General features: G+C 73.9%; 20 protein-coding genes. 8 read left to right on the forward strand and 12 right to left on the reverse strand.

The features are described from left to right. Window positions 1-142 precede the first annotated feature (142 nt). Entirely contained in the window at window positions 143-1429 is a 1287-nt protein-coding gene (locus FLM69_RS04930) for a citrate synthase (protein WP_141843310.1), read from the forward strand. Between the two features lie 96 nt (window positions 1430-1525). Here the strand turns inward: FLM69_RS04930 and FLM69_RS04935 are convergent, their stop codons facing one another. Both FLM69_RS04935 and dapD read right to left on the reverse strand, forming a co-directional pair. Beyond that, window positions 1526-2533, reverse strand: coding sequence for a DUF559 domain-containing protein (locus tag FLM69_RS04935; RefSeq protein ID WP_095347503.1), 1008 nt, complete (start codon window positions 2531-2533; stop codon window positions 1526-1528). Between the two features lie 257 nt (window positions 2534-2790). After that, entirely contained in the window at window positions 2791-3756 is a 966-nt protein-coding gene (dapD, locus tag FLM69_RS04940) for a 2,3,4,5-tetrahydropyridine-2,6-dicarboxylate N-succinyltransferase (protein WP_141843312.1), read from the reverse strand. 69 nt (window positions 3757-3825) lie between these two features. On the opposite strand from dapD, the gene dapE reads away from it, so the two are divergent. Then, window positions 3826-4962: a succinyl-diaminopimelate desuccinylase gene (gene dapE, locus FLM69_RS04945; protein ID WP_141843314.1), complete on the forward strand. Its 1137-nt coding sequence runs from the start codon at window positions 3826-3828 to the stop codon at window positions 4960-4962. 61 nt (window positions 4963-5023) lie between these two features. Here the strand turns inward: dapE and FLM69_RS04950 are convergent, their stop codons facing one another. The 4 genes from FLM69_RS04950 to FLM69_RS04965 all read right to left on the reverse strand — a co-directional run bounded on the left by FLM69_RS04950 (window position 5024) and on the right by FLM69_RS04965 (window position 8369). Then, window positions 5024-5911 carry an amino acid ABC transporter permease gene (locus FLM69_RS04950; RefSeq protein WP_141843315.1) on the reverse strand — a complete coding sequence of 296 codons (888 nt, stop codon included), beginning with the start codon at window positions 5909-5911 and terminating at the stop codon, window positions 5024-5026. Beyond that, window positions 5908-6588 carry an amino acid ABC transporter permease gene (locus FLM69_RS04955; protein WP_049146610.1) on the reverse strand — a complete coding sequence of 227 codons (681 nt, stop codon included), beginning with the start codon at window positions 6586-6588 and terminating at the stop codon, window positions 5908-5910. Before FLM69_RS04955 ends, FLM69_RS04950 begins: the two co-directional genes overlap by 4 nt. Before the next feature lie 105 nt (window positions 6589-6693). Continuing rightward, entirely contained in the window at window positions 6694-7587 is an 894-nt protein-coding gene (locus FLM69_RS04960) for a glutamate ABC transporter substrate-binding protein (protein ID WP_123244004.1), read from the reverse strand. Window positions 7588-7634: 47 nt separating this feature from the next. Beyond that, window positions 7635-8369: an amino acid ABC transporter ATP-binding protein gene (locus FLM69_RS04965; RefSeq protein ID WP_179288613.1), complete on the reverse strand. Its 735-nt coding sequence runs from the start codon at window positions 8367-8369 to the stop codon at window positions 7635-7637. Window positions 8370-8547: 178 nt separating this feature from the next. Between FLM69_RS04965 and FLM69_RS04970 the strand changes: the two genes are divergently transcribed. The 3 genes from FLM69_RS04970 (at window position 8548) to FLM69_RS04980 (ending at window position 10043) form a co-directional block, all read left to right on the forward strand. Continuing rightward, window positions 8548-9351 carry a TIGR00730 family Rossman fold protein gene (locus FLM69_RS04970; protein WP_123244003.1) on the forward strand — a complete coding sequence of 268 codons (804 nt, stop codon included), beginning with the start codon at window positions 8548-8550 and terminating at the stop codon, window positions 9349-9351. Beyond that, window positions 9348-9692, forward strand: a complete 345-nt coding sequence (locus tag FLM69_RS04975; protein ID WP_123244008.1) for a cell division protein DivIVA — start codon at window positions 9348-9350, stop codon at window positions 9690-9692. The genes FLM69_RS04970 and FLM69_RS04975 overlap by 4 nt, the downstream gene beginning before the upstream one ends. Before the next feature lie 180 nt (window positions 9693-9872). Next, window positions 9873-10043, forward strand: coding sequence for a DUF3117 domain-containing protein (locus tag FLM69_RS04980; protein ID WP_002855133.1), 171 nt, complete (start codon window positions 9873-9875; stop codon window positions 10041-10043). Between the two features lie 78 nt (window positions 10044-10121). On the opposite strand, the gene FLM69_RS04985 is transcribed toward FLM69_RS04980, so the two are convergent. Further along, window positions 10122-10772, reverse strand: coding sequence for an O-methyltransferase (locus FLM69_RS04985; protein ID WP_123244002.1), 651 nt, complete (start codon window positions 10770-10772; stop codon window positions 10122-10124). 196 nt (window positions 10773-10968) lie between these two features. Here FLM69_RS04985 and FLM69_RS04990 point away from each other — a divergent pair, with 196 nt between their 5' ends. Both FLM69_RS04990 and FLM69_RS04995 read left to right on the forward strand, forming a co-directional pair. Further along, entirely contained in the window at window positions 10969-11835 is an 867-nt protein-coding gene (locus FLM69_RS04990) for an anti-sigma factor (protein ID WP_061867036.1), read from the forward strand. Between the two features lie 60 nt (window positions 11836-11895). Next, on the forward strand, window positions 11896-12504 hold the full coding sequence (locus tag FLM69_RS04995; protein WP_049147241.1) for a twin-arginine translocase TatA/TatE family subunit: 609 nt from the start codon (window positions 11896-11898) through the stop codon (window positions 12502-12504). A 48-nt stretch (window positions 12505-12552) separates the two neighbouring features. Here FLM69_RS04995 and FLM69_RS05000 read toward each other — a convergent pair whose 3' ends face one another. Genes FLM69_RS05000 through FLM69_RS05010 form a run of 3 tightly spaced genes read right to left on the reverse strand, consistent with a single transcriptional unit; the run spans window position 12553 to window position 15798 of the window. Then, window positions 12553-13701, reverse strand: a complete 1149-nt coding sequence (locus tag FLM69_RS05000; protein ID WP_123244001.1) for an Mrp/NBP35 family ATP-binding protein — start codon at window positions 13699-13701, stop codon at window positions 12553-12555. After that, on the reverse strand, window positions 13698-14489 hold the full coding sequence (locus tag FLM69_RS05005) for a DUF1003 domain-containing protein (RefSeq protein ID WP_036382691.1): 792 nt from the start codon (window positions 14487-14489) through the stop codon (window positions 13698-13700). Before FLM69_RS05005 ends, FLM69_RS05000 begins: the two co-directional genes overlap by 4 nt. Window positions 14490-14529: 40 nt before the next feature. Further along, window positions 14530-15798, reverse strand: a complete 1269-nt coding sequence (locus FLM69_RS05010; protein ID WP_036339212.1) for a magnesium transporter MgtE N-terminal domain-containing protein — start codon at window positions 15796-15798, stop codon at window positions 14530-14532. A 92-nt stretch (window positions 15799-15890) separates the two neighbouring features. Here FLM69_RS05010 and FLM69_RS05015 point away from each other — a divergent pair, with 92 nt between their 5' ends. Next, window positions 15891-16667 carry a general stress protein gene (locus FLM69_RS05015; RefSeq protein WP_101967527.1) on the forward strand — a complete coding sequence of 259 codons (777 nt, stop codon included), beginning with the start codon at window positions 15891-15893 and terminating at the stop codon, window positions 16665-16667. A 6-nt stretch (window positions 16668-16673) separates the two neighbouring features. Here the strand turns inward: FLM69_RS05015 and FLM69_RS05020 are convergent, their stop codons facing one another. Together FLM69_RS05020 and FLM69_RS05025 are read right to left on the reverse strand one after the other, a co-directional pair. Beyond that, window positions 16674-18479: a pyruvate kinase gene (locus FLM69_RS05020; RefSeq protein ID WP_141843317.1), complete on the reverse strand. Its 1806-nt coding sequence runs from the start codon at window positions 18477-18479 to the stop codon at window positions 16674-16676. Window positions 18480-18512: 33 nt separating this feature from the next. Further along, window positions 18513-20024, reverse strand: coding sequence for an aminopeptidase P family protein (locus tag FLM69_RS05025; protein WP_141843319.1), 1512 nt, complete (start codon window positions 20022-20024; stop codon window positions 18513-18515). Window positions 20025-20168: the final 144 nt, after the last annotated feature.

Consider the following 20168-nt stretch of genomic DNA (forward strand, 5'->3'; position numbering starts at 1 on the left):
CGGTCACGCGGCGACGTCGGAGCGGACGGGCGGGGCGATCGGACCCGGTCCTTGGTAGTTTGGAGCAGAGTCGTCCCCGTGGGCGCGTGCCTGACCGGCGCGCGGGCCCGGACCATCCAGTAGAGAACGAGGGAGCACACCCGTGACCCAGAACGAGTCCGTCCGGCTGACCGTCGGCGAGCAGAGCCTGGACCTCGGCGTCGAGCGCGCCACCGAAGGCAACAACGGCATCAACATCGCCCCGCTCCTGAAGGAGACCGGCGACGTCACCTACGACCCGGGCTTCATGAACACGGCGAACGCCAAGTCCGCCGTCACGTTCATCGACGGCGACGAGGGGATCCTGCGCTACCGCGGCTACGCCATCGAGGACCTCGCCGCGAACTCCTCGTTCATGGAGGTCGCCTACCTGCTGATCTACGGCGAGCTGCCCGAGTCCAAGGAGACCCTGGAGGCCTGGGAGACCAACATCCTGCGCCACAACATGGTGCACGAGGACCTCAAGCTGTTCTTCAACGGCTTCCCGCGGGACGCGCACCCCATGCCGGTGCTGTCCTCCTCCGTGTCCGGGCTGTCCACGTTCTACCCGGACTCCCTGGACCCGCACGACCCGGAGCAGGTCCACATCTCCACCGTGCGCCTGCTGGGCAAGCTGCCGGTGCTGGCCTCCTACGCGTTCAAGAAGTCCCTGGGCCAGCCGTTCATGTACCCGCACAACTCGCTGAACTACGTGGAGAACTTCCTCCGCCTGTGCTTCGGCGTGCCCGCGGAGGAGTACGAGATCGACCCGGACGTGGTCAAGGCCCTCGACCTGCTGCTCATGCTGCACGCCGACCACGAGCAGAACGCCTCCACCTCCACCGTGCGCCTCGTGGGCTCCACCCAGGCCAACCTGTTCGCCTCGGTCTCCGCCGGCATCAACGCCCTCTACGGCCCCCTCCACGGCGGCGCCAACGAGGCCGTGCTGAACATGCTCCGCACGATCCAGTCCGACGGCATCAAGCCCGAGGACTTCATGGAGAAGGTGAAGAACAAGGAGGACGGCGTCCGCCTGATGGGCTTCGGCCACCGCGTGTACAAGAACTACGACCCGCGGGCCAAGATCATCAAGAAGACCGCCGAGGACATCCTGTCCAAGATGGGCGGCAACGACGAGCTGCTCGAGATCGCCCAGCGCCTCGAGGAGAAGGCCCTCGCGGACGACTACTTCGTGGAGCGCAAGCTCTACCCGAACGTCGACTTCTACACCGGCGTGATCTACAAGGCCATGGGCTTCCCGGAGAAGATGTTCACCGTCCTCTTCGCCCTCGGTCGCCTGCCCGGCTGGATCGCCCAGTGGCGCGAGCTCATGGAGGACCCGGCCACCAAGATCGGCCGCCCGCGCCAGATCTACGTGGGCGAGCAGCTGCGCCAGTACCCGCAGCGCTGACCCGGGGGCGCTGACCCTGCGTTTGGGGGCGGTTTCGGGTGGTATTCCGACGGAATACCACCCGAAACCGCCCCCAATGCGTTCGCCGGAGCGTCTTCATGTCGAGGCGGAGTGGCCGAGGCGGCGTCGGACCACCGCGACGACGCCACGGAAGTCCTCGCGCCCATCGGCCCAGGTGACGCGGAGCGTCGTCCAGCCGCGCGCCTGGCCGTAGCGGTCCCGGCGGGCGTCGCGCGCCTGCTGCTCCCGCGTGCGGTGCCCGGCACCGTCGTACTGCAGGGCCAGGCGCACGTGGCGGTAGGCGAGGTCGGCCACGGGGGAGAAGGGGTCCTCGGGTTCGAGCGCGGCCTGCAGCCCCGGCTCCGGCAGCCCGCCGGCCACGAGGGCGAGGCGCAGGCGGGTCTCGGGCGGCGAGTCCGCCCCGACGCGAACGGAATCCAGCGCCTCCCGGGCGGCCGGGCGGCCGTGGAAGCGTCCGGACGCGTGCAGCGCCGACCGCAGCGCGGCGATCGTGGTGGCCGGATCCGTCCGGCCCGCGGGCGTCCACGGGTGCCGGACGGCGTGGTCCCCGGCGGCCACGAGGTCCTCGAACGTCCACGGGGGAGTCAGGGAGCACAGGTCCAGCCAGGTGCGATCGACCGTGGTGACGCGCAGGCCGTGCACGTGCGTGACGAACTCGGGCGCCAGTGGCCGCCGGTGGTCCATCAGACCAGCCCGCCGGACGCGTCGTGTCCCCCGGGCCACGGTGAGGTGAACCGGCGGGTCGACGTCGAGCTCGCCGGTCGCCGGGTCGCGCCGCCGCCAGGCACGCGCGGGCATCGGCAGACCGTGCAGGTGGGCCGCGGTCTCGTGGGAGAGGACGGCATCCGGGCGTCGGCGCAGAAGCGCGGCGAGGTGATCGGGGGAGAAGCCGTGCCCGGGCTCGGGCAGGCCCAGGTCGGCCCATCCCGTGCCAGGGTGCGCCCGCTGCCGGTGGATGCCCTGCCCCACCCGCTCCAGGTCCGACCGGCGGGCGCGGTCGGGCGGCAGTCCCAGTCGGGCCAGGTCCGTGGCCAACAGGACGGCGGGCTGGTCGGGCGGCAGAGGAGTCACGACGCGCGGCATGCACCCATCGGACGACACCGGCGGGGCGCCCGGGGCGAGGTGGACGTGGCACGGGGACGACGCGCGGGGCGAGCGCCGCTGTGCAGGAGCCGGCGGCCCGCGCCGCGTGCCGCCGTCGTCGCCCCGCCCCCGGACCGCCGTGGAGCTCCGGGGGCGATAGTGGGCGTTATCCCGGCGGGATACCACCGGAAATCGCCCCCCCCAACGCGGCGGGGAGCGGGGAGGGGAGGGAAGAGCCGCGGGGCGAGTGCGCCGGGTCAGTTCGCGTGCAGCGCCGCGTTCAGTTCGACGGTCCGGCCGGCGCGGGGGAGGGCCTCGACCCCGCCCGTGGTGGAGTTGCGGCGGAACAGCAGGTTCGGCACGCCGGAGAGGTCGACGGCCTTCACGGTCCGCGCCGCCTCGCCGTCCTGCAGCACGCTCACGCGCGTGCCCGCGGTGACGTACAGACCGGCCTCGACCACGCAGTCGTCGCCGACGGAGATGCCCACGCCGGAGTTCGCGCCGAGCAGCACGTGCTCGCCGATCACGATCCGCTGGGTGCCGCCGCCGGAGAGCGTGCCCATGATGGACGCGCCGCCTCCGACGTCCGACCCGTCGCCCACCACGACGCCGGCCGAGATCCGGCCCTCCACCATCGAGTGCCCCAGGGTGCCCGCGTTGAAGTTCACGAAGCCCTCGTGCATCACGGTCGTCCCCTCGGCAAGGTGGGCGCCCAGGCGCACCCGGTCCGCGTCGCCGATGCGCACCCCGGAGGGCACGACGTAGTCCGTCATGCGCGGGAACTTGTCCACGCCGTACACCTGCACGGCGCCGCGGGCACGCAGCCTCGCCCGCGTCAGCTCGAAGTCGGCGACCGCGCAGGGTCCGCGGTTCGTCCACACCACGTTGGTGAGCAGCCCGAAGACGCCGTCGAGGTTGAGCTCGTTCGGCCGCGTCAGGCGGTGCGAGAGGGCGTGCAGGCGCAGCCACGCGTCCGCGGTGGAGGCCGGGGCGGCGTCCAGGTCGACCTCCAGCTCGACGACGGCCTGCGTGGTCCCGCGGTCCGCGTCGTCCGCGGCGAGGGCGCGCAGGGTGTCGCGCAGCGAGGCGTCCGCAGCGGAGAGCGGGCCGGCCACGGGGGCGGGGAACCACACGTCCAGGACGGCGCCGTCGGCGGCCGTGGTGGCCAGGCCGTGGCCGGAGACGAGACGGGAGGAGGGCTGCTGTGCGGCGGTCTGGGTCATGCGCCTCAGCCTACTGAGTGGCGGTGGCACGCTGCGGGGCGACGGGAGGCGCGTCCGTAGACTGGACACATGAGTCTCACCCCCGTGTCCCTGCCCGACCTCGCCGATCCGGACCTCGACGTCGCGGCGCTCACCGCCACCCTGCTGGACGTGCGCTCCGTCTCGGGGGAGGAGGGGCCGCTGGCCGACGCCGTCGAGCAGGCCCTGCGCGCCCTCGGCGGCCTCGAGGTGCGGAGGTTCGGGGACGCCGTCGTCGCCCGCACCGCTCTGGGGCGGCCGACCCGCGTGATCCTGGCCGGGCACCTGGACACGGTGCCCCTGCCCACCGTGCCGGGCTCGCGCGGGACCGTGCCCTCGGCGTGGGACGGGGACGTGCTGTACGGCCGCGGGGCCGTGGACATGAAGTCCGGCGTCGCCGTGCAGCTGGCCCTGGCCGGCCGCTTCGGCCGCGCGGACGGCCCGACCCCCGTGCACGACGTCACGTGGGTGTTCTACGACCACGAGGAGGTCTCCTCGGACCTGTCGGGCCTCGCCCGCGTGGCCCGCCAGGCCCCCGAGCTGCTGGAGGGCGACTTCGCGGTGCTGCTCGAGCCGACCGACGGCGTCGTGGAGGGCGGCTGCAACGGCACGTGCCGGTACCGCGTCACCTTCTCCGGTGTCGCGGCGCACTCGGGCCGCGCCTGGCGCGGCGACAACGCGATCCACAAGCTGGCCCCCGTGCTCACCGCCCTGGCGGCGTACGAGCCGGCCACGGTCACGGTGGAGGGCCTGGAGTACCGCGAGGGGCTGCACGCGATCCGCGTGGCCGGCGGCGTCGCGGGCAACGTCATCCCGGACGAGGCGTCCGTGGACCTGAACTACCGGTTCGCTCCGGACAAGACCCTCGACCAGGCCCACGCGCACGTGCGCGCGGTGCTGGAGGGGGCCGGCGTGGACTGGGACGCCCAGGTGCGGATCGACGACGCCTCGCCCGCCGCCCGCCCCGGTCTGGACCGGCCGGCCGCCGCCGCGTTCGTCGCCGCCGTCGGGGGAGAGCCCCAGCCCAAGTACGGGTGGACGGACGTGGCCCGGTTCTCCCAGCTGGGCGTGCCCGCGGTCAACTTCGGCCCCGGCGACGCCCTCCTGGCCCACACGGACGACGAGCACGTGCCCCGCGAGGCGGTCCACGCGTGCCTCGCGGCGCTCACGGCCTGGCTGGCCGGCTGACCCGACGACGTCGGCCGGTGCCAGCCGCCCGACCTGCGGGCCCGCCTCGCCCGCCGCCCGGTCAGCCCGCCGTGTCCGTGGGCGCCCCGACGCGCGGGGTCGTGGGGGCGCTGGCGTCGCCAGCCGTCCGCGACGACAGCCGCCGCGAGAGCCGGGTGGCCGCCCAGGTGAGGAGGAAGTTGATCACGATGAAGATCATCGCGGCCACCACGAGGGACTGCAGGATGTTGCCGTTGCCGGAGCCGAGCTGGCGGGCGTACTGCAGGAGTTCGAAGAAGCCGATGAGGTAGCCCAGCGCCGAGTCCTTGAGGATCACCACGAACTGGCTCAGCAGCGACGGCAGCATGGCGATGAGGGCCTGAGGCACCTCCACGAGCCGCAGGGACTGCATGCTCGTCATGCCCACCGCCGCGGCCGCCTCGCGCTGGCCGCGCGGCAGCGAGCGCACCCCGGAGCGCACCAGCTCCGCGATCACAGACCCGTTGTACAGGGTCAGCGCCGCGATCACCGCGTAGTACGGGCCGTCCTGGGGCTGGATCGCCCCGGTGCGCGCGACCTGTGCGAACAGCAGGTAGAAGAACACCATCATCACGAGCACCGGCACGGCCCGGAAGAACTCCACGACGACGGCGGCCAGCCAGCGCACCGGGCCGACCGGGGCCAGCCGCAGGAAGCCGAACACCAGGCCGAACACCACGGAGGAGACCACGGCGATGCCCGCGGACTGCAGGGTGAACTGCAGGCCCGGCAGGTAATAGTTCCGCCACGCGTTGCCGTCGACGGCGGCCAGCCAGCGGCGGCCGGAGAGCTGGCCGGTGGCGTTCATCTGGATCAGCACGAGCACCGCCACGACCAACACCGCGGCGAGGGAGACGAGGTTGGCGAGGAGGATCCGCCGGCGGGCGATCGGACCCGGGGCGTCGAAGAGGACGGAGGCCTGGGCACTCATCGGGCCACCGCCCACTTCTCCGAGGCCCACGTGGTCAGCAGGCCGATGGGGATGACGATCAGGCAGAAGCCGATCGCGAAGGTCAGGAAGATCGCCACCATCACGTCCGGGCTGAACTCGATCATGCGCTTCATCAGGCCCGAGGCCTCCGCCACCGACGCCGCGGCGGCGACGGTGGTGTTCTTGGTCAGCGCGATCACGGTGTTGCCGAGCGGGGTGATGGCCCCGCGCAGCGCCTGGGGCAGGATCACGTGGCGGGCCGCGGGCAGGAAGCCCAGGCCGATGGAGCGGGCGGCCTCGGCCTGCCCGAGCGGGACGGTGTTGACGCCGGAGCGGATCGCCTCGCACATGAACGCCGCGTGGTAGAGCGAGAGGGCGATCACGGCGTAGATGAAGAAGTTCAGCGTGAAGTCGGACGAGAAGCTGATCTTCAGCTGTCCCCAGACGGCGAGCACGCCGAGCAGCATGATGATCGTGAGCGGGGTGTTGCGGACCACGTTGACGTAGCCGGCGCCGAGGGCGCGCAGCGAGGGGACGGGCGAGATGCGGAACAGGGCGAGCACCACGCCGAGGACGAACGAGCCGAGGGTCGCGAGGAACGCGAGCCTGATGTTCGTCCAGAACGCGAGCGGGATGTCCGCGCCGTAGTCCGCGAGGAGCGAGGAGATCGATTCCATGAGTTCTCCGAGGGTCGGGACAAGGCTGACGGGCAGGGGAGCCGCCGGGCGGGCCGAGGGTGACGGTTCAGGTCACGTCCCAGGCCCACCCGGCGGCGCAGGTCGTCAGGCGCAGGGCTCGAACTCGGCGTCCTCGCCGGAGTTCAGCGTCTCGTCGTAGGTGTAGCCCGTGCCCTCGGTGTTGGACTCGAGGGCCTTCTCCCACTCGCCGGAGTCCTTCATCTCCTTGATGGCTTCGTTGATGTCCTCGCACCGCTCCGAGTCCTTCGGCAGACCGACGCCGTAGCGCTCCGTGGTGAAGGTGTTGCCGACGACCTTGAACTTGCCCTTGTTGGCGTCGGCGGCGGCCAAGCCCGCGAGGATGATGTCGTCCGTGGTCACGGCGTCCACCTGGCCGGACTCGAGGTAGGTCACGCATTCGGCGTAGCCGCCCTGCTCCACCAGGTTCACGCCGGAGGCGAACTGGTCCTTGATCTTCTGGGCCGAGGTGGAGCCGGTGACGGAGCAGAGGTTCTTCCCGTCGAGGGCCTCGGGGCCGGTGATCGCGGTGTCGTCCGCGCGGACCAGCAGGTCCTGGCCGGCCACGAAGTACGGGCCCGCGAAGGCGACGCGCTCCTTGCGGGCGTCCGTGATGGAGTACGTCGCGAAGATCATGTCGACCTCGCCGTTCTCCAGGGCGTTCTCCCGGTTCGCAGACGGGGTCTGGACCCACTCGATGTCCTGCTCGGCCACGCCGAGCTTGTCCGCCACGTAGCGGGCCACGTCCGTGTCGAAGCCGGTGGGCTGGGCCGAGCCCTCGCGGTAGCCCAGGCCCGGCTGGTCGAACTTGATGCCGATGCGCAGGCTCTCGCCGGAGCCGGACGACGTCGACTCGCCGGCCGAGGACGAGCCGGCGGCGTCGCCACCGCCGCCCTGCGAGGACGACGGCGCGCAGGCGGTGAGGGACAGCGCGGCCGCGGCGGTGACGGCGGACAGGGTCAGGAGCTTCGTGCGGAGCATGGTGCTCTCCTCTGGTTCGGTGCGGTGGGGTGCGACGGGGGACGGGGTCAGTGCGCGAGGATCTTGCCCAGGAAGTCCTGGGCACGCTCGTGTCGGGGGTTCGTGAAGAAGGTGTCGGGGTCGGTGTCCTCGAGGATGGCGCCGTCGGCCATGAAGACCACGCGGTCCCCGGCCTTGCGGGCGAAGCCCATCTCATGGGTGACCACGACCATGGTCATGCCGCCCTCGGCGAGCTGGACCATGACGTCGAGGACCTCCTGCACCATCTCGGGGTCGAGGGCGGAGGTCGGCTCGTCGAAGAGCAGGGCCTTCGGCTCCATCGCCAGGGCACGGGCGATGGCCACGCGCTGCTGCTGCCCGCCGGAGAGCTGGGCCGGCATCTTCCTCGCCTGCTGGGCCACGCCCACGCGCTCGAGCAGCTCCATGGCGTGCCGCTCGGCGTCCGCCCGGCGCTTGCCCTTCACCTTGATGGGCCCGAGGGTCACGTTCTCCAGGATCGACTTGTGCGCGAAGAGGTTGAAGGACTGGAAGACCATGCCGATCTCGGCGCGCAGCTGGGCGAGCTGTCTGCCCTCGGTGGGGAGCGGCCGCCCGTCGATCAGGATGCGGCCGCCGTCGTCGTCGATGGTCTCGAGCCGGTTGATCGTGCGGCACAGCGTCGACTTGCCGGAGCCGGACGGGCCGAGGACGATCGCCACCTGGCCGCGCGGGATCCGCAGGTCGATCTGGCGGAGGGCGTGGAAGTCGCCGAAGTGCTTGTTGACGCCCTCGAGGACGATCAGGTCATCGCCCGCGGCACCGCGACGGCGCCGCACACCGGCCTCGTCGGGGAGGTGGGCGCCGTGGGGCTGCTCAGGCGTGATCTGCGTCATGCCAGTGGAATATAGCGCACGCCACACCCGGCGCGGTGCGCCGTGCGACGCCGGCCCCGGCGGCCCGCCGGCTCGTTAGGCTGGCGCCATGGCCCCACATGAGCACCCCTCGGGCGGCGACGTCGCCGCCAAGCCCCAGCGCGTCCGCCGCGGCGGGCAGGTCCTGCGCGGGGAGGCGGCGCGCACCCCCACGTTCGACCAGCTCCTCCTCGACGGCCGGCGGCCCGGCGACGCCGCACGCCCCGCCGCCGACGTCGCCTCGACGACGTCCGAGGCCTGGCGTGTCCTGCGCATCCAGGCCGAGTTCGTCGAGGGCTTCGGCACCCTCGCGGGGCTGGGTCCCGCGGTCTCCGTGTTCGGCTCGGCGCGCACGCCCGAGGGCAGCGCCGAGTACGCCCTGGCCCACGAGGTCGGGACCCGCTTGGCCCGGGCCGGGTACACGGTCATCACCGGTGGGGGGCCCGGCACCATGGCGGCCGCCAACCGGGGCGCCCACGAGGCCGGTGGAGAGTCCGTGGGCCTGGGCATCGAGCTGCCGTTCGAGACCGGTCTGAACCCCTGGGTGCACGTGGGGGTGGACTTCCGCTACTTCTTCGTCCGCAAGGTCATGTTCCTCAAGTACGCGCAGGGGTTCATCGTGCTGCCCGGCGGCCTCGGCACCCTGGACGAGCTCTTCGAGGCCCTCACCCTCGTGCAGACCGGCACCGTCACCCGCTTCCCCGTGGTCCTCGTGGACCGCGGCTTCTGGGGCCCGCTCGTGGACTGGATCCGCGGCACGCTCGTGGAGCGCGGCATGATCTCGCCCGAGGACCCGGAGCTCGTCCAGCTCGTGGACACGGCGGAGGAGGCCGTCGCGTGCGTGCTCCGCTCGGCGGGGAGGGCCGACGCGTGAGCGGGCCGCAGTGGATCGTCCTCGTGGCCGTGCTCGTCGTCGTGCTGGCGGCCCTGGCCGCCGCCCTCGCGGGCCGGCTCACGCTCCGGGCCGGCGACCCGGCCGGGAGGACGCCCGGGCACCCCGTGCTGCTGCCGGAGCGGCCGCGCGCGGCGGACGTCGGCCTGCTGCGGCTGGCCGTCGCGGTGCCCGGCTACCAGCGGGACCAGGTGGACGCCGTCCTGCTGCGGCTGCGGGACGCCCTCGCGGAGCGTGAGGACGAGGCGACCGCACTGCGGGCCCGGGTGGCCGAGCTCGAGGCCGCCGACCCGTCCCGGAGCGATCCGGCGGGGCGCGCCTGAGTCGCGGGCCGGGCTCGGTGCGGGCCATCGTTTGGCGCGAGCACGCGGAATCCGCGATAATGGTGATGTGACCGGCCTCGCGCACGCCCGCGTGCGGGGGCGCCGGAGGCGTCCGGACAGCGCCCGCTCCCGCGGTCGCCGGACGCCGTGACGGGAACATCATCCAGAAGGGAAGTCGCAATGGCCGCCATGAAGCCCCGCACCGGGGACGGTCCCATGGAAGTGACCAAGGAGGGGCGCAGCCTGATCATGCGCGTGCCGATCGACGGCGGCGGCCGTCTCGTGCTGGAGATCAACGCGGACGAGGCCCGCGAGCTCAAGGAGTGCCTCGAGGGCGTCATCCAGGCCTGAGCCCGGACCCCTTCGACGCGGACGCCCCGCGCACCGTCACGGTGCGCGGGGCGTCCGCGTCCCCGGCGACGCCGCGGATCAGCGGCGCACCGCGATCAGCACGCCCGTGCCGGAGGGGACGACGGCGGACAGCCAGTGCTCGTCCTCCCGGATGAGGCGGTCCACCGCCCGGGCGGACACGGTGGACTCGTCGCGCACGGCGGGCCGGGGAACGCGGTCCCCGTCGAGGGCGTCCACCACGACGAGCACGCCGCCGGGGGCGAGCACGCGCGCGGCCTGCTCGACGTCGAACTGACGCGCGGCCGGGTCCCCGTCCACCAGGACCATCTCATAGGCGCCGCTCGTGAGCCGGGGGAGGACGAGCCGGGAGCGCCCCGTGATCATGCGGGTGCGGCTCGTGGGCAGGCGGGCCTCCGAGAACGCCTCGCGGGCCGCACGCTGGGCCTCCGCGTCCGGGTCCACGGTGGTGAGGACCGTGCGCTCGGGCAGACCGCGCATCAGGGCGAGCCCCGAGACGCCGGCGCCCGTGCCCACCTCCACGACCGCCGCGGGGGCCCGTGTGGCCGCCAGCACCGTCAACAGGGCCGCCGTCCCCTCGCTCACCGGCGGCACGTCCAGCTCGGCGGCGCGCTCGCGGGCGCGCAGGACGACGTCGTCCTCGGTGGCCCGGCTCTCCGACCAGGCCCAGGACGCGTGCTTGTCGGTGGGCTGGGGCTGCAGGGCGCTCATGGCTGACTCCGGGACGACGACGGCGGGACCTCGCCCGCGGCACGGGCGACGCGGGCCAGTGTACGGGCCGGCACGCGGCCGGGACCCAGTGTTCTCCCAGGAGGCGGGCCGATGATGGGACACGGCACGAACCGGCTCCCGCCGTGCGGGAGGCCGTTCGCCGGACCGAGGACGCGAGGACCGAGGAGGTGGCCGCATGGGACGTCGACACACCCAGCGCCACATGGACGCCTACCTCGAGGGCTCCCTCCCCGCCGCGTCCCGGGCGCGCATCGCCCGCCACCTGGACCGCTGCCCCGAGTGCCGCGCCACCGTCCAGGCCCGGGCCCGCGTGCTCGACGCCGCCCGCACGGTGCACCAGCGTCCGGCCGGCGCCGTCGTCGCCCCGGTGCTGCGCGCCCGCGGCGTCTCCGGCCGCCTGGTGGTGGGGCTGCTGACCTTCGTCGTCCTGCTCGGCGGGCTGTTCACCGCGGTCTGGGTGGCCGGCGCGCCCCGCACCACGGCCCAGCGCACGGCCCCGACGGACACCGTCGCCCTGCCGGCGGCCGGGACCGCGTCGACGGACCGGCGCGGCACCGTCGCGGAGCTGCGGGGTCAGGGCTGGACGGTGCCCTCCCTCGTGGGGGCCGGACTGGAGCCGCTCACCGTGGACACCACCCAGACGGCCGAGGACGTGGAGGTCGTCGTCGGCTGGGGCCGGGACGAGCCGACCGTGACCGTCCGCGAGTGCCGACCCCGGATCGAGGGAGCCACCCCGGAGGGCTGTGCCTCGACCGCGCCCCTGAGCACGGGGGCACAGGAGCGTCGGCTGGCCGGCGGCGGCGTCTACCGGATCGTCCCGGCGGGGGAGCAGGACGGCTGGACGGCCGAGCTGACCACGCCCCAGGCCGCCTACCGCGTGGAGGCCAGCCTGCCGGACGAGCGCGCCGACGCGGTCCTCACCCACCTGCTGGTCTCCGAGCGGGCACGGGTGCTCGAGCTGGGCGGCGGCGACGCCGTCGAGGAACGCCTCGAGCGAGGCCTCGAACGCATCGCGGACGCCGTGCCGCGCCCCCGCGGCTGAGCCGCCCCGCCCCCGCGGCTCCGGGCTGTGGGGCGGTGCCGCTCTAGTAGAGTTGGGAGGGTGTTTGGTATCAACGGCGGCGAGTTCATCATCTTGGCGGTGCTCGCGATCGTCATCCTCGGGCCGGAGAAGCTCCCCGAGTACACGCGCGCCTTCACCGACTGGCTGCGCGTCATGCGCGACAAGGCCGAGGGTGCCAAGGCGCAGTTCAAGGAGGAGACCGGCACGGACTTCGACGAGGTGGACTGGCGCAAGTACGACCCCCGCCAGTACGACCCGCGCCGCATCATCCGCGACGCGCTCCGCGAGCCTGCCGGCGGCTCGTCCACGCCCGCGTCCCGGGCGGCGCAGGCGACGGGCGTCAGCGCCGAGGACGTGCACGGCGGCCTCACCCGCCAGGACCTGGCGGACATGGATCCGCGCACGCTCTTCCGCCGCCCCGCCGGGGCCGGCAGCACCGCCGCCGCGGAGTCCGGTGCCGCCGCACAGACCCGGTCGACCGCGCCCGCCGCCGGGGCGGCCGCCGTGGGCGGCGCCGCCGCAGCCCTGATGGCCTCCGGCCGCGCCGAGGCCCTCGCCGAGGAGCGTCCTGCCGCCGTGGAGACCGCACCGGACCCCCTCGAGCTGCTCGGGCTGGCACCCGCCCCCTTCGACGTCGACGCGACCTGACGCCGTCGCGCGCGTCGGGTGCCCCGGCCGGGGCGCCGGCACCCGAGGTCAGCGCGGGGTGAACGGCAGCGGCCGCCCGGCCAGCCCGCGCGGCCGCACGGCCAGCCGCTGCGCGATCTCCGCCAGCGCCCGGCCCGCGGGGCTCTCCGGCGCGGACACCACCACGGGGTCGCCGGCGTCGCCGCCCGCCCGCAGCGCCGGGTCCAGGGGAACGGTGCCCAGCAGCGGCACCTGGGTGCCCAGCACCCCGGACAGCCGCTCCGCCACCTCGGCGCCACCGCCGGTTCCGAACACATCCAGGACGGTGCCGTCCGGCAGGGTCATCGGCCCCATGTTCTCCACGACCCCGGCCACGGTCTGGCCCGTCTGCTCCGCCAGCTGACCGGCGCGCGCGGCCACCTGCGCGGCGGCGTGCTGCGGCGTGGTCACCACGAGCAGCTCCGAGGCGGGCAGCAGCTGCGCCGTCGAGATCGCGATGTCCCCGGTGCCCGGGGGCAGGTCCACGAGCAGGACGTCCAGGTCGCCCCAGTGCACATCCGTGACGAACTGCTCGAGCGCGCGGTGCAGCATCGGCCCGCGCCAGGCCACCGGCCGGTCCGCGTCGAGGAACATGCCGATCGAGATGACCTTCACGTCCCGCACCACGGGGGGCAGGATCATCCGGTCCAGCTTCGTCGGGGTGCCGGTCACGCCCAGGAGCCCGGGGATGGAGTAGCCGTGCACGTCCGCGTCGATCAGGCCGACGGCGAGCCCGCGCGCGGCGAGCGCGACCGCGAGGTTGGCCGTGACCGAGGACTTGCCCACGCCGCCCTTGCCCGAGGCCACCGCGAGGACGCGCGTGAGCGTCCCCTCCCCGAACGGGTTCGTCGGCCGAGTCGCGCGCAGGGCGTCCTGCAGCGCCAGGCGGCGCTCGGGCTCCATGACCCCGACGCGAACGTCCACGGATTCACAGCCGGGCACGACGGCGACGGCGGCGGCCACGTCCGTCTGGATCGTCCCGCGCAGGGGGCACGCGGCGATCGTGAGCAGGACCGCGACCTCGACGACGCCCGGGGCGGTCTCCACGACCGACTCCACCATGCCGAGGTCGGTGATCGGGCGGCGGATCTCGGGGTCCTGGACCGTGGCGAGCCGTTCCAGCACCCGGCGCTCGAGGTCGGTGCGGACCTCGGGCACGGGCAGGCCCAGGGCGCTCATCGGCCGCCCCCGTCCACCGGGCCCGCACCGTCGGCGGGACCGGCCGCCGGACCGGACCCCCCGGCCTCGCGGGCCTCCTGGGCCGCGAGGGTGGCGAGCGTGGTGGTCGTGGGCTCGGCGCCGGCGTCGCCGCGCCGCGCATCCCGGCCGCGGCCCTTGGTCTTCTTGTTCTTGCGGGGCTGGGCCTCGGCGCCCGGGAGGCCGGCGCGCAGCTCCTCCCGGATCTCCTCCCGGATCTCCTCCCGGATCTCCTCCCGCAGCTCGGCGCGCAGCGCCTCGCGGAGGTCGTCCCTGAGGTCGTCCTGGACGCCGCGCAGCTCGCCGCGCACGAAGTCGCGCGTGGCGACCTCCTGGACGGCCAGCCGCAGACCGGCGATCTCGCGGGTGAGGAACTCGGTGTCGGCGAGGTTGCGCTCGGCGCGGTCACGGTCCTCGCGCAGCGCGACCCTGTCCCGGTCGTCCTGGCGGTTCTGCGCCAGCAGGAGCAGGGGTGCGGCGTAGGACGCCTGGAGGGAGAGCATGAGCGTGAGCGCGGTGAAGCCGAGCTCGGCGGAGTCGAACCGCCACTCCATCGGGCCGAACGTGTTCCAGCCCAGCCAGGCGGCGCAGAACAGCGTCATCCAGACGAGGAACTGCGGGGTGCCCATGAAGCGGGCGATGCCCTCGGTGGCCTCGCCGAAGGCGTCCGGGTTCGGGGCCAGCCGGGGCACGCGGCGCCCGCTGGCGCTCAGCGGGGTGTCCAGGCCGGTGCCGCGGCCCGGGCGCAGGTCTCGCGCGGTCTGGGTCATGCTCACACCTCCGGTGTCGTGCGGCGGCGGGCCGCGGGGGTCAGGTTGCGGGGCGGGTCTCGGCGTCGTCGAGGTCCATGGCCCGCCAGTCGTCGGGCAGGATGTGGTCGAGCAGGTCGTCCACGCTCACGGCCCCGACGACGCGGTCCTGCTCGTTCACCACGGGGATGCACGTGAGGTTGTAGGTCGCGAGCTCGCGGGTCACATGGGCGATGGGGGCGAGGTCCGAGACGGGCTCGAGGTCCTTGTCCATGATGTTGCCGATCGCCTCCGGCGGCGGGTACCGCAGCAGGCGCTGGAAGTGGACGACGCCGAGGAACCGGCCCGTCGGCGTCTCCAGGGGCGGCCGGGCCACGATCACGAGCGAGGCCAGCGCGGGGGAGATCTCCTGCTGTCGGATGGTCGCCATGGCCTCGGCCACGGTGGCCTCCGGGGGGAGGATGACCGGCACGGGGGTCATGAGCGAGCCCGCGGTGCCCTCCTCGTACTCGAGCAGGCGCCGGACGTCCTCGGCGTCCTCCGGCTCCATGCGTTCGAGCAGCAGCTCCTGCTGGGAGTCGGGCAGCTCGTGGAGCAGGTCCGCCGCGTCGTCCGGGTCCATCTCCTCCAGGACGTCGGCGGCGCGGTCGATGTCCAGCTGGGAGAGGATCTGCACCTGGTCGTCGTCGGGCAGCTCCTGGAGCACGTCCGCGAGGCGTTCGTCCTGCAGCTCGCTGGCGACCTCGACGCGGCGCTTCTCCGACATGTCGTGGAGCATGTCCGCCAGGTCGGCGGGCTTGAGGTCCTCGTGCGCGGCGAGGAAGCTCGTGGCCCCCTGCGGGTCGGCCTGCGCCGTCCAGCGGGCCTCGTCCCAGTTCAGCAGGAGGTGCTCGCCCCGCTGGGCGCGGCCGAAGGGGCCGCGGCCGACGATGCGGCGCACGTACAGGTCCGAGACCAGCCAGTCGCCGTTGCGCTGCTGCTCCAGCCCGATGTCCTCCAGGAAGGCCTCGCCCGACCCGTCGGAGAGGCGCACCTTCCGGTCGAAGAGGTCGGCGGCCACCATCTGCTCGGCGCCACGGCGGGAGAACCGGCGCAGGTTGATCAGCCCGGTCGTGATGATCCGGCCCGAGTCCATGGACGTCACCCGCGTCATCGGGACGAAGACGCGCTTCTTGCCGGGGACCTCGATCACGAGGCCGGTGGCGAACGGGGCTGCGGCGGGGCCGCGGTCCAGCACGACGACGTCGCGCAGCCGTCCCAGGCGGTCGCCGAGGGGGTCGAAGACGTCCAGGCCCAGCAGGCGGGCCACGAAGATCTTGGGGGAGCTCACCGACCCAGCCTACGGCGTGCCGGGCCGCGGCTCCGTGTCCGCGGACGGCGGACCGCCGCCCGCCCGGGCGCCGGGCCGGGCACAATGGGTCCATGTCGTTCATGATGTCCAACCCTCAGCCCGGCGCCGAGCAGGGCCTGCCCCGCGGAGAGCTGCTGGCCACCTACGCCACCTACGCGCAGGCGCGCGAGCAGGTGGACCGCCTCGCCGCCACGGACTTCCCCGTGAGCGCCGTGTCGATCGTGGGCAAGGACCTGCGGGTCGTGGAGCGGGTGCGCGGCCGGCTGAACTACGCCCAGGTGGCGTTGTCCGCGGGAGTGCGCGGCGTGTTCTTCGGTGGACTGATCGGCGTGTTCCTCTACCTGCTGGCCCCCGAGGCCGGCCCGGGGCAGATCCTCACCTCCATGCTGCTGGGCCTGGCGGTGTGGCTGATCTTCGGCGTGATCGGCTTCGCGATGCGTCGGGGCCAGCACGGCTTCGCGTCCTCGCAGGCCGTCGTGCCCACGGCCTTCGACCTCGTGGTCGCGTTCGACCACGCCGCCCGCGCCCGCCAGGAGCTGGGCCTGGGCGGTGCCGCGGCCCCGACGCCGCAGCCGGCCCCGCAGCCGGCGCCCGCCCCCGCCGCGGAGGAGGCCGGGGGCGGGTCCGTGCAGGCCACCCCGGCCGCCGCGCCGTCGTCGGGCGGGTCCCACGCGGCGCCGGCCCCCGGCGGAGCCAAGGCGTCGGCCCGGCCCACTCCGGAGGCGGACACCGCGCCCACCGGCCTGGACCGCTCCTACGGCGTGACCCTGCCCCCGGAGGAGGTCGCCAAGCTCATCGAGGCGCGCGGCGGCCACCCGCCCCGGCCCCAGGACGAACCGCGCGGCTGAGCCCCGTCAGAGGGACCAGGACTCGAGTCGCCGGAGCATGTCGCGCTTCTTGCTCGCATGACCGTGCATCCGGCCCAGGATGTCGCCGAGGACGGTGACGGCGCGGTCGATGTACGGGCCCTTGTTCAGCATCGCGGCCTCGGCCCGCTGCGCCATCGCGGCGTCCGTGATCTCCGCCCGTGAGGGCAGGCCGGTCTTGGCGAGGGACTCGAGGACCTGGGTGGCCCAGATCGCGGGCACGTGCGCGGCCTCGCACAGCCACAGGATCTCCTCCTGCAGCTCGGCCATGCGTTCGAAGCCGGCCTCCACCGCCAGGTCGCCGCGGGCGATCATCACCCCGACGTCCCGCCAGCGCATCGCCTCGAGCAGCATCCGCGGCAGCTGACGGAAGGCCTCCACCGTCTCGATCTTCAGCGTGATGTCCACGTCCGGCGCGTCCTCGGCCTCGAGCGCATCGATCAGCTGGGCCACGTCCTCGGCCGAGCGGACGAAGGACATGTTCACCATGTCCGCGTGGCGGGCCGCGAACGGGATGTGGGCGAGGTCCTCGTCCGTGAGGGCCGGGATGGCCAGGTGCGTGTCCGGGAAGTTCACGCCCTTCTCCGCCTTGAGCTTCGCCCCGCGCGGGCCGGCCTGGGTCACCTCGAGGGTGATCTCGTCGTCGGACACCGCCGTGATCCGCGCGCCGATCCGTCCGTCGTCGAGGGAGACCCGGTCGCCGACCTCCGCGTCCGCGAACGCCTGCGCCAGGGTGAGGCCGATCCGGTAGGGCGGCGCGTCGACCGCCGGGACCGGCTCGAGCGAGCGGGTCAGCACGATCTCCTCGCCCTCGTGCACGCGCATGGACTGCTCGAGCGGGGGCAGCTGGCCCACCTCGAGCGGTCCGTGCGGCGTCGTCAGCGCCGTGCCCGTCGCCCAGTAGACCGTCTTCTCCGCCCGCACGAGCACGCCCTCGCCGTCCACCTGCTCGACCTCCAGCCTGCGGTGTGCACCCCGCGCATCGGTCAGCTCGATCTCGTCGCCGCGCTGCAGGACCGCCAGGGTCTTCCCCTCCGGGTCCGCGAGCGGCACGACGACGGCGCCGTCCGGCCGGTCCGCTGTGGCCACGGCGTCGTGGGGCCCGGCGGCGAGCCACACGCGGGAGGGCTCGGTGACGATCCCGGAGGGGTCCCGGGCGGGCTTCACCTTCACGACGCGCGGTCCCGGCTCGATGGGGCCGGTGCGCACCTTCGGCCCGGCCAGGTCCATCGCGACCAGGGGTGCGGGCCGGCCCGCACCGGCACACCGGCGGACCGCCGCGATCATGGCGGCCCACGCCTGCTCGTCGTCGTGGGCGCAGTTCACGCGCGCCAGGTCCATGCCGGCCTCGGCGATCCGGGCCACGAGCTCCGGGTCCGTGGCGGCCTCGGAGGGCATGGTCACCATGATGCGCGCGTCCCGGTCGCCGCGGGCCGGACCGAGCAGGCTCGCCGCGTTGCGGGCGAGGATGGCGCGGCCCTCGGCGGAGGTCAGGGCGTCGTCCTCGGGCGCGGGGGCGGGGTCGCCGTCGAGTGCGCGGGCGGCGGCCAGCACGGCGTCCACGTGGCCCAGCACGCCGGCCTCCATGCGGCCCAGAGAGGACAGTCCGGCGTCGCTCAGCGCCTCCTGCAGCGGCCGCAGGTCGGTGCCGCGCAGGGCGACGTAGTGCACGAGGTTCCGGGCCGAGGCCCGGTGGCGGTCCCGGACGCGGCAGATGAGGTCGGCGTGCTCCGCCTCGGCGGAGAGGAGGCGGTCGCGGAGGGCGGTGAGCTCGGTGGTCAGGTCGATACCCATGGTCCGAACCCTAGGGGCGCCCTCCGCGCCGGATCACGCCTGGAGCCGCGCCATCCAGGCCTCGATCTCGTCCGGGGTGCGGGGGAGGGCCGCGGAGAGGCTCTCGGCCCCGTCCTCGGTCACGAGGATGTCGTCCTCGATGCGCACGCCGATGCCGCGGTACTCCTCGGGGACGGCCAGGTCCTCCTCCTTGAAGTACAGACCCGGCTCGATCGTGAAGACCATGCCCGGCTCGAGCACGCCGTCCAGGTAGAGCTCGCGCTTGGCCTGCGCGCAGTCGTGCACGTCGAGGCCGAGGTGGTGCGAGGTGCCGTGGGGCATCCAGCGCCGGTGGTGCTGGCCCTCGTCCGAGAGCGCGACCTCGGCCGAGACCGGCAGCAGGCCCCAGCCGTCGAGGCGGTCGACGAGCACCCGCATGGCCTCGGCGTGGAGCTCGCGGAACCGGATGCCGGGGCGCACGATCGCGAAGGCGGCGTCCGCGGCGTCGAGGACCGCCTGGTAGATGCGGCGCTGCACGTCCGTGAACGTGCCGGACACGGGCAGGGTGCGGGTGATGTCCGCAGTGTAGAGGGAGTCGTCCTCGACGCCGGCGTCGAGCAGCAGCAGCTCACCCGGGCGCACGGCGCCCGTGTTGCGGATCCAGTGCAGGATCGTGGCGTTGTTGCCGGAGGCCGCGATCGTGTCGTAGCCCAGGTCGTTGCCCTCGAGGCGGGCGCGGGCGAAGAAGGCGCCCTCGACCACGCGTTCGCCGCGGTCGTGTCCCACGGCGCGCGGCAGGGCCCGCACGACGTCCTCGAAGCCCGCGATGGTCGCGGCCACCGAGGCGCGCATCCGCTCGACCTCCCACGCGTCCTTCACCAGGCGCAGCTCGGAGAGGAACTCGGCGGTCTGGGCGTCGGCCTCGGCCGCGGCGGCCAGGTCCACGCCGGCCTCGGTCCGGACGGCGGCCAGCAGGGCGTCCACGTCCTGGTCGGTCTCGGCCAGCAGCCGCACCGCGGTGCCGTCCGCGGCCACGTTCTTGGTGACGGCGGACTCGAGCTCCTCGAGCCCCGCCGTGCGCAGACCCGTGCGGGCGGCCAGGCCGGCCAGGGTCGGACGGGGGCCGATCCAGAACTCGCCCGAGCGCGAGTCCGCGTAGAACTGCTCGGTGTCCCGGCCGGCCAGGGGACGGAAGTACAGGGTGGCGGTGTGGTCCGTGCCGTCGTCGCCGGCGCCCGGGTCCGTGGGCTCGAGCACGAGCACGGCGTCTGGCTCGTGGTCCACGCCGAGGCCCGTCAGGTGGGCGAACGCGGAGTGCGCGCGGAAGCGGTAGTCGGTGTCGTTCGAGCGGACCTTGAGGCGGCCGGCCGGCACCACGATCCGCTCGCCCGGGAAGCGCGCGGACACGGCGGCCCGCCGCCGGGCGGCGTACGGGGCCGCGGCGTCGGCGTCGGGCAGGGCGTCCGACGACGGCGCCCAGTCGGAGGCCATGAAGTCGCGGAAGGCGTTCGAGGCGGGGCGCTGCGAGCGGTTGTCGACGCGCTCGGCCAGCGGCTGGGGGTTCACCGCGCCCGGGCCGTCCGGGCCCGGCGAGCGGGGGTGGAGGGCGGGAGCCCGCCCCTATACCCATATGACTCTTCCCACCAACGCATCAACAGTGGCATCCGTGGGTGTAACAACACCTACAAAGAAAATATACAAGACTGTCGA

The organism is Micrococcus sp. R8502A1 (assembly GCF_006704135.1).
GTDB classification, from domain to species: Bacteria; Actinomycetota; Actinomycetes; order Actinomycetales; family Micrococcaceae; genus Micrococcus; species Micrococcus luteus.

Bases quoted from the DNA above. Each gene is read 5' to 3' on its own strand.
- FLM69_RS04935 (WP_095347503.1), bottom strand. From the start codon at position 2,533: ATGCCGCGCGTCGTGACTCCTCTGCCGCCCGACCAGCCCGCCGTCCTG.
- dapD (WP_141843312.1), bottom strand. From the start codon at position 3,756: ATGACCCAGACCGCCGCACAGCAGCCCTCCTCCCGTCTCGTCTCCGGC.
- dapE (WP_141843314.1), top strand. From the start codon at position 3,826: ATGAGTCTCACCCCCGTGTCCCTGCCCGACCTCGCCGATCCGGACCTC.
- FLM69_RS04950 (WP_141843315.1), bottom strand. From the start codon at position 5,911: ATGAGTGCCCAGGCCTCCGTCCTCTTCGACGCCCCGGGTCCGATCGCC.
- FLM69_RS04955 (WP_049146610.1), bottom strand. From the start codon at position 6,588: ATGGAATCGATCTCCTCGCTCCTCGCGGACTACGGCGCGGACATCCCG.
- FLM69_RS04960 (WP_123244004.1), bottom strand. From the start codon at position 7,587: ATGCTCCGCACGAAGCTCCTGACCCTGTCCGCCGTCACCGCCGCGGCC.
- FLM69_RS04970 (WP_123244003.1), top strand. From the start codon at position 8,548: ATGGCCCCACATGAGCACCCCTCGGGCGGCGACGTCGCCGCCAAGCCC.
- FLM69_RS04980 (WP_002855133.1), top strand. From the start codon at position 9,873: ATGGCCGCCATGAAGCCCCGCACCGGGGACGGTCCCATGGAAGTGACC.
- FLM69_RS04985 (WP_123244002.1), bottom strand. From the start codon at position 10,772: ATGAGCGCCCTGCAGCCCCAGCCCACCGACAAGCACGCGTCCTGGGCC.
- FLM69_RS04990 (WP_061867036.1), top strand. From the start codon at position 10,969: ATGGGACGTCGACACACCCAGCGCCACATGGACGCCTACCTCGAGGGC.
- FLM69_RS05000 (WP_123244001.1), bottom strand. From the start codon at position 13,701: ATGAGCGCCCTGGGCCTGCCCGTGCCCGAGGTCCGCACCGACCTCGAG.
- FLM69_RS05005 (WP_036382691.1), bottom strand. From the start codon at position 14,489: ATGACCCAGACCGCGCGAGACCTGCGCCCGGGCCGCGGCACCGGCCTG.
- FLM69_RS05015 (WP_101967527.1), top strand. From the start codon at position 15,891: ATGTCGTTCATGATGTCCAACCCTCAGCCCGGCGCCGAGCAGGGCCTG.
- FLM69_RS05020 (WP_141843317.1), bottom strand. From the start codon at position 18,479: ATGGGTATCGACCTGACCACCGAGCTCACCGCCCTCCGCGACCGCCTC.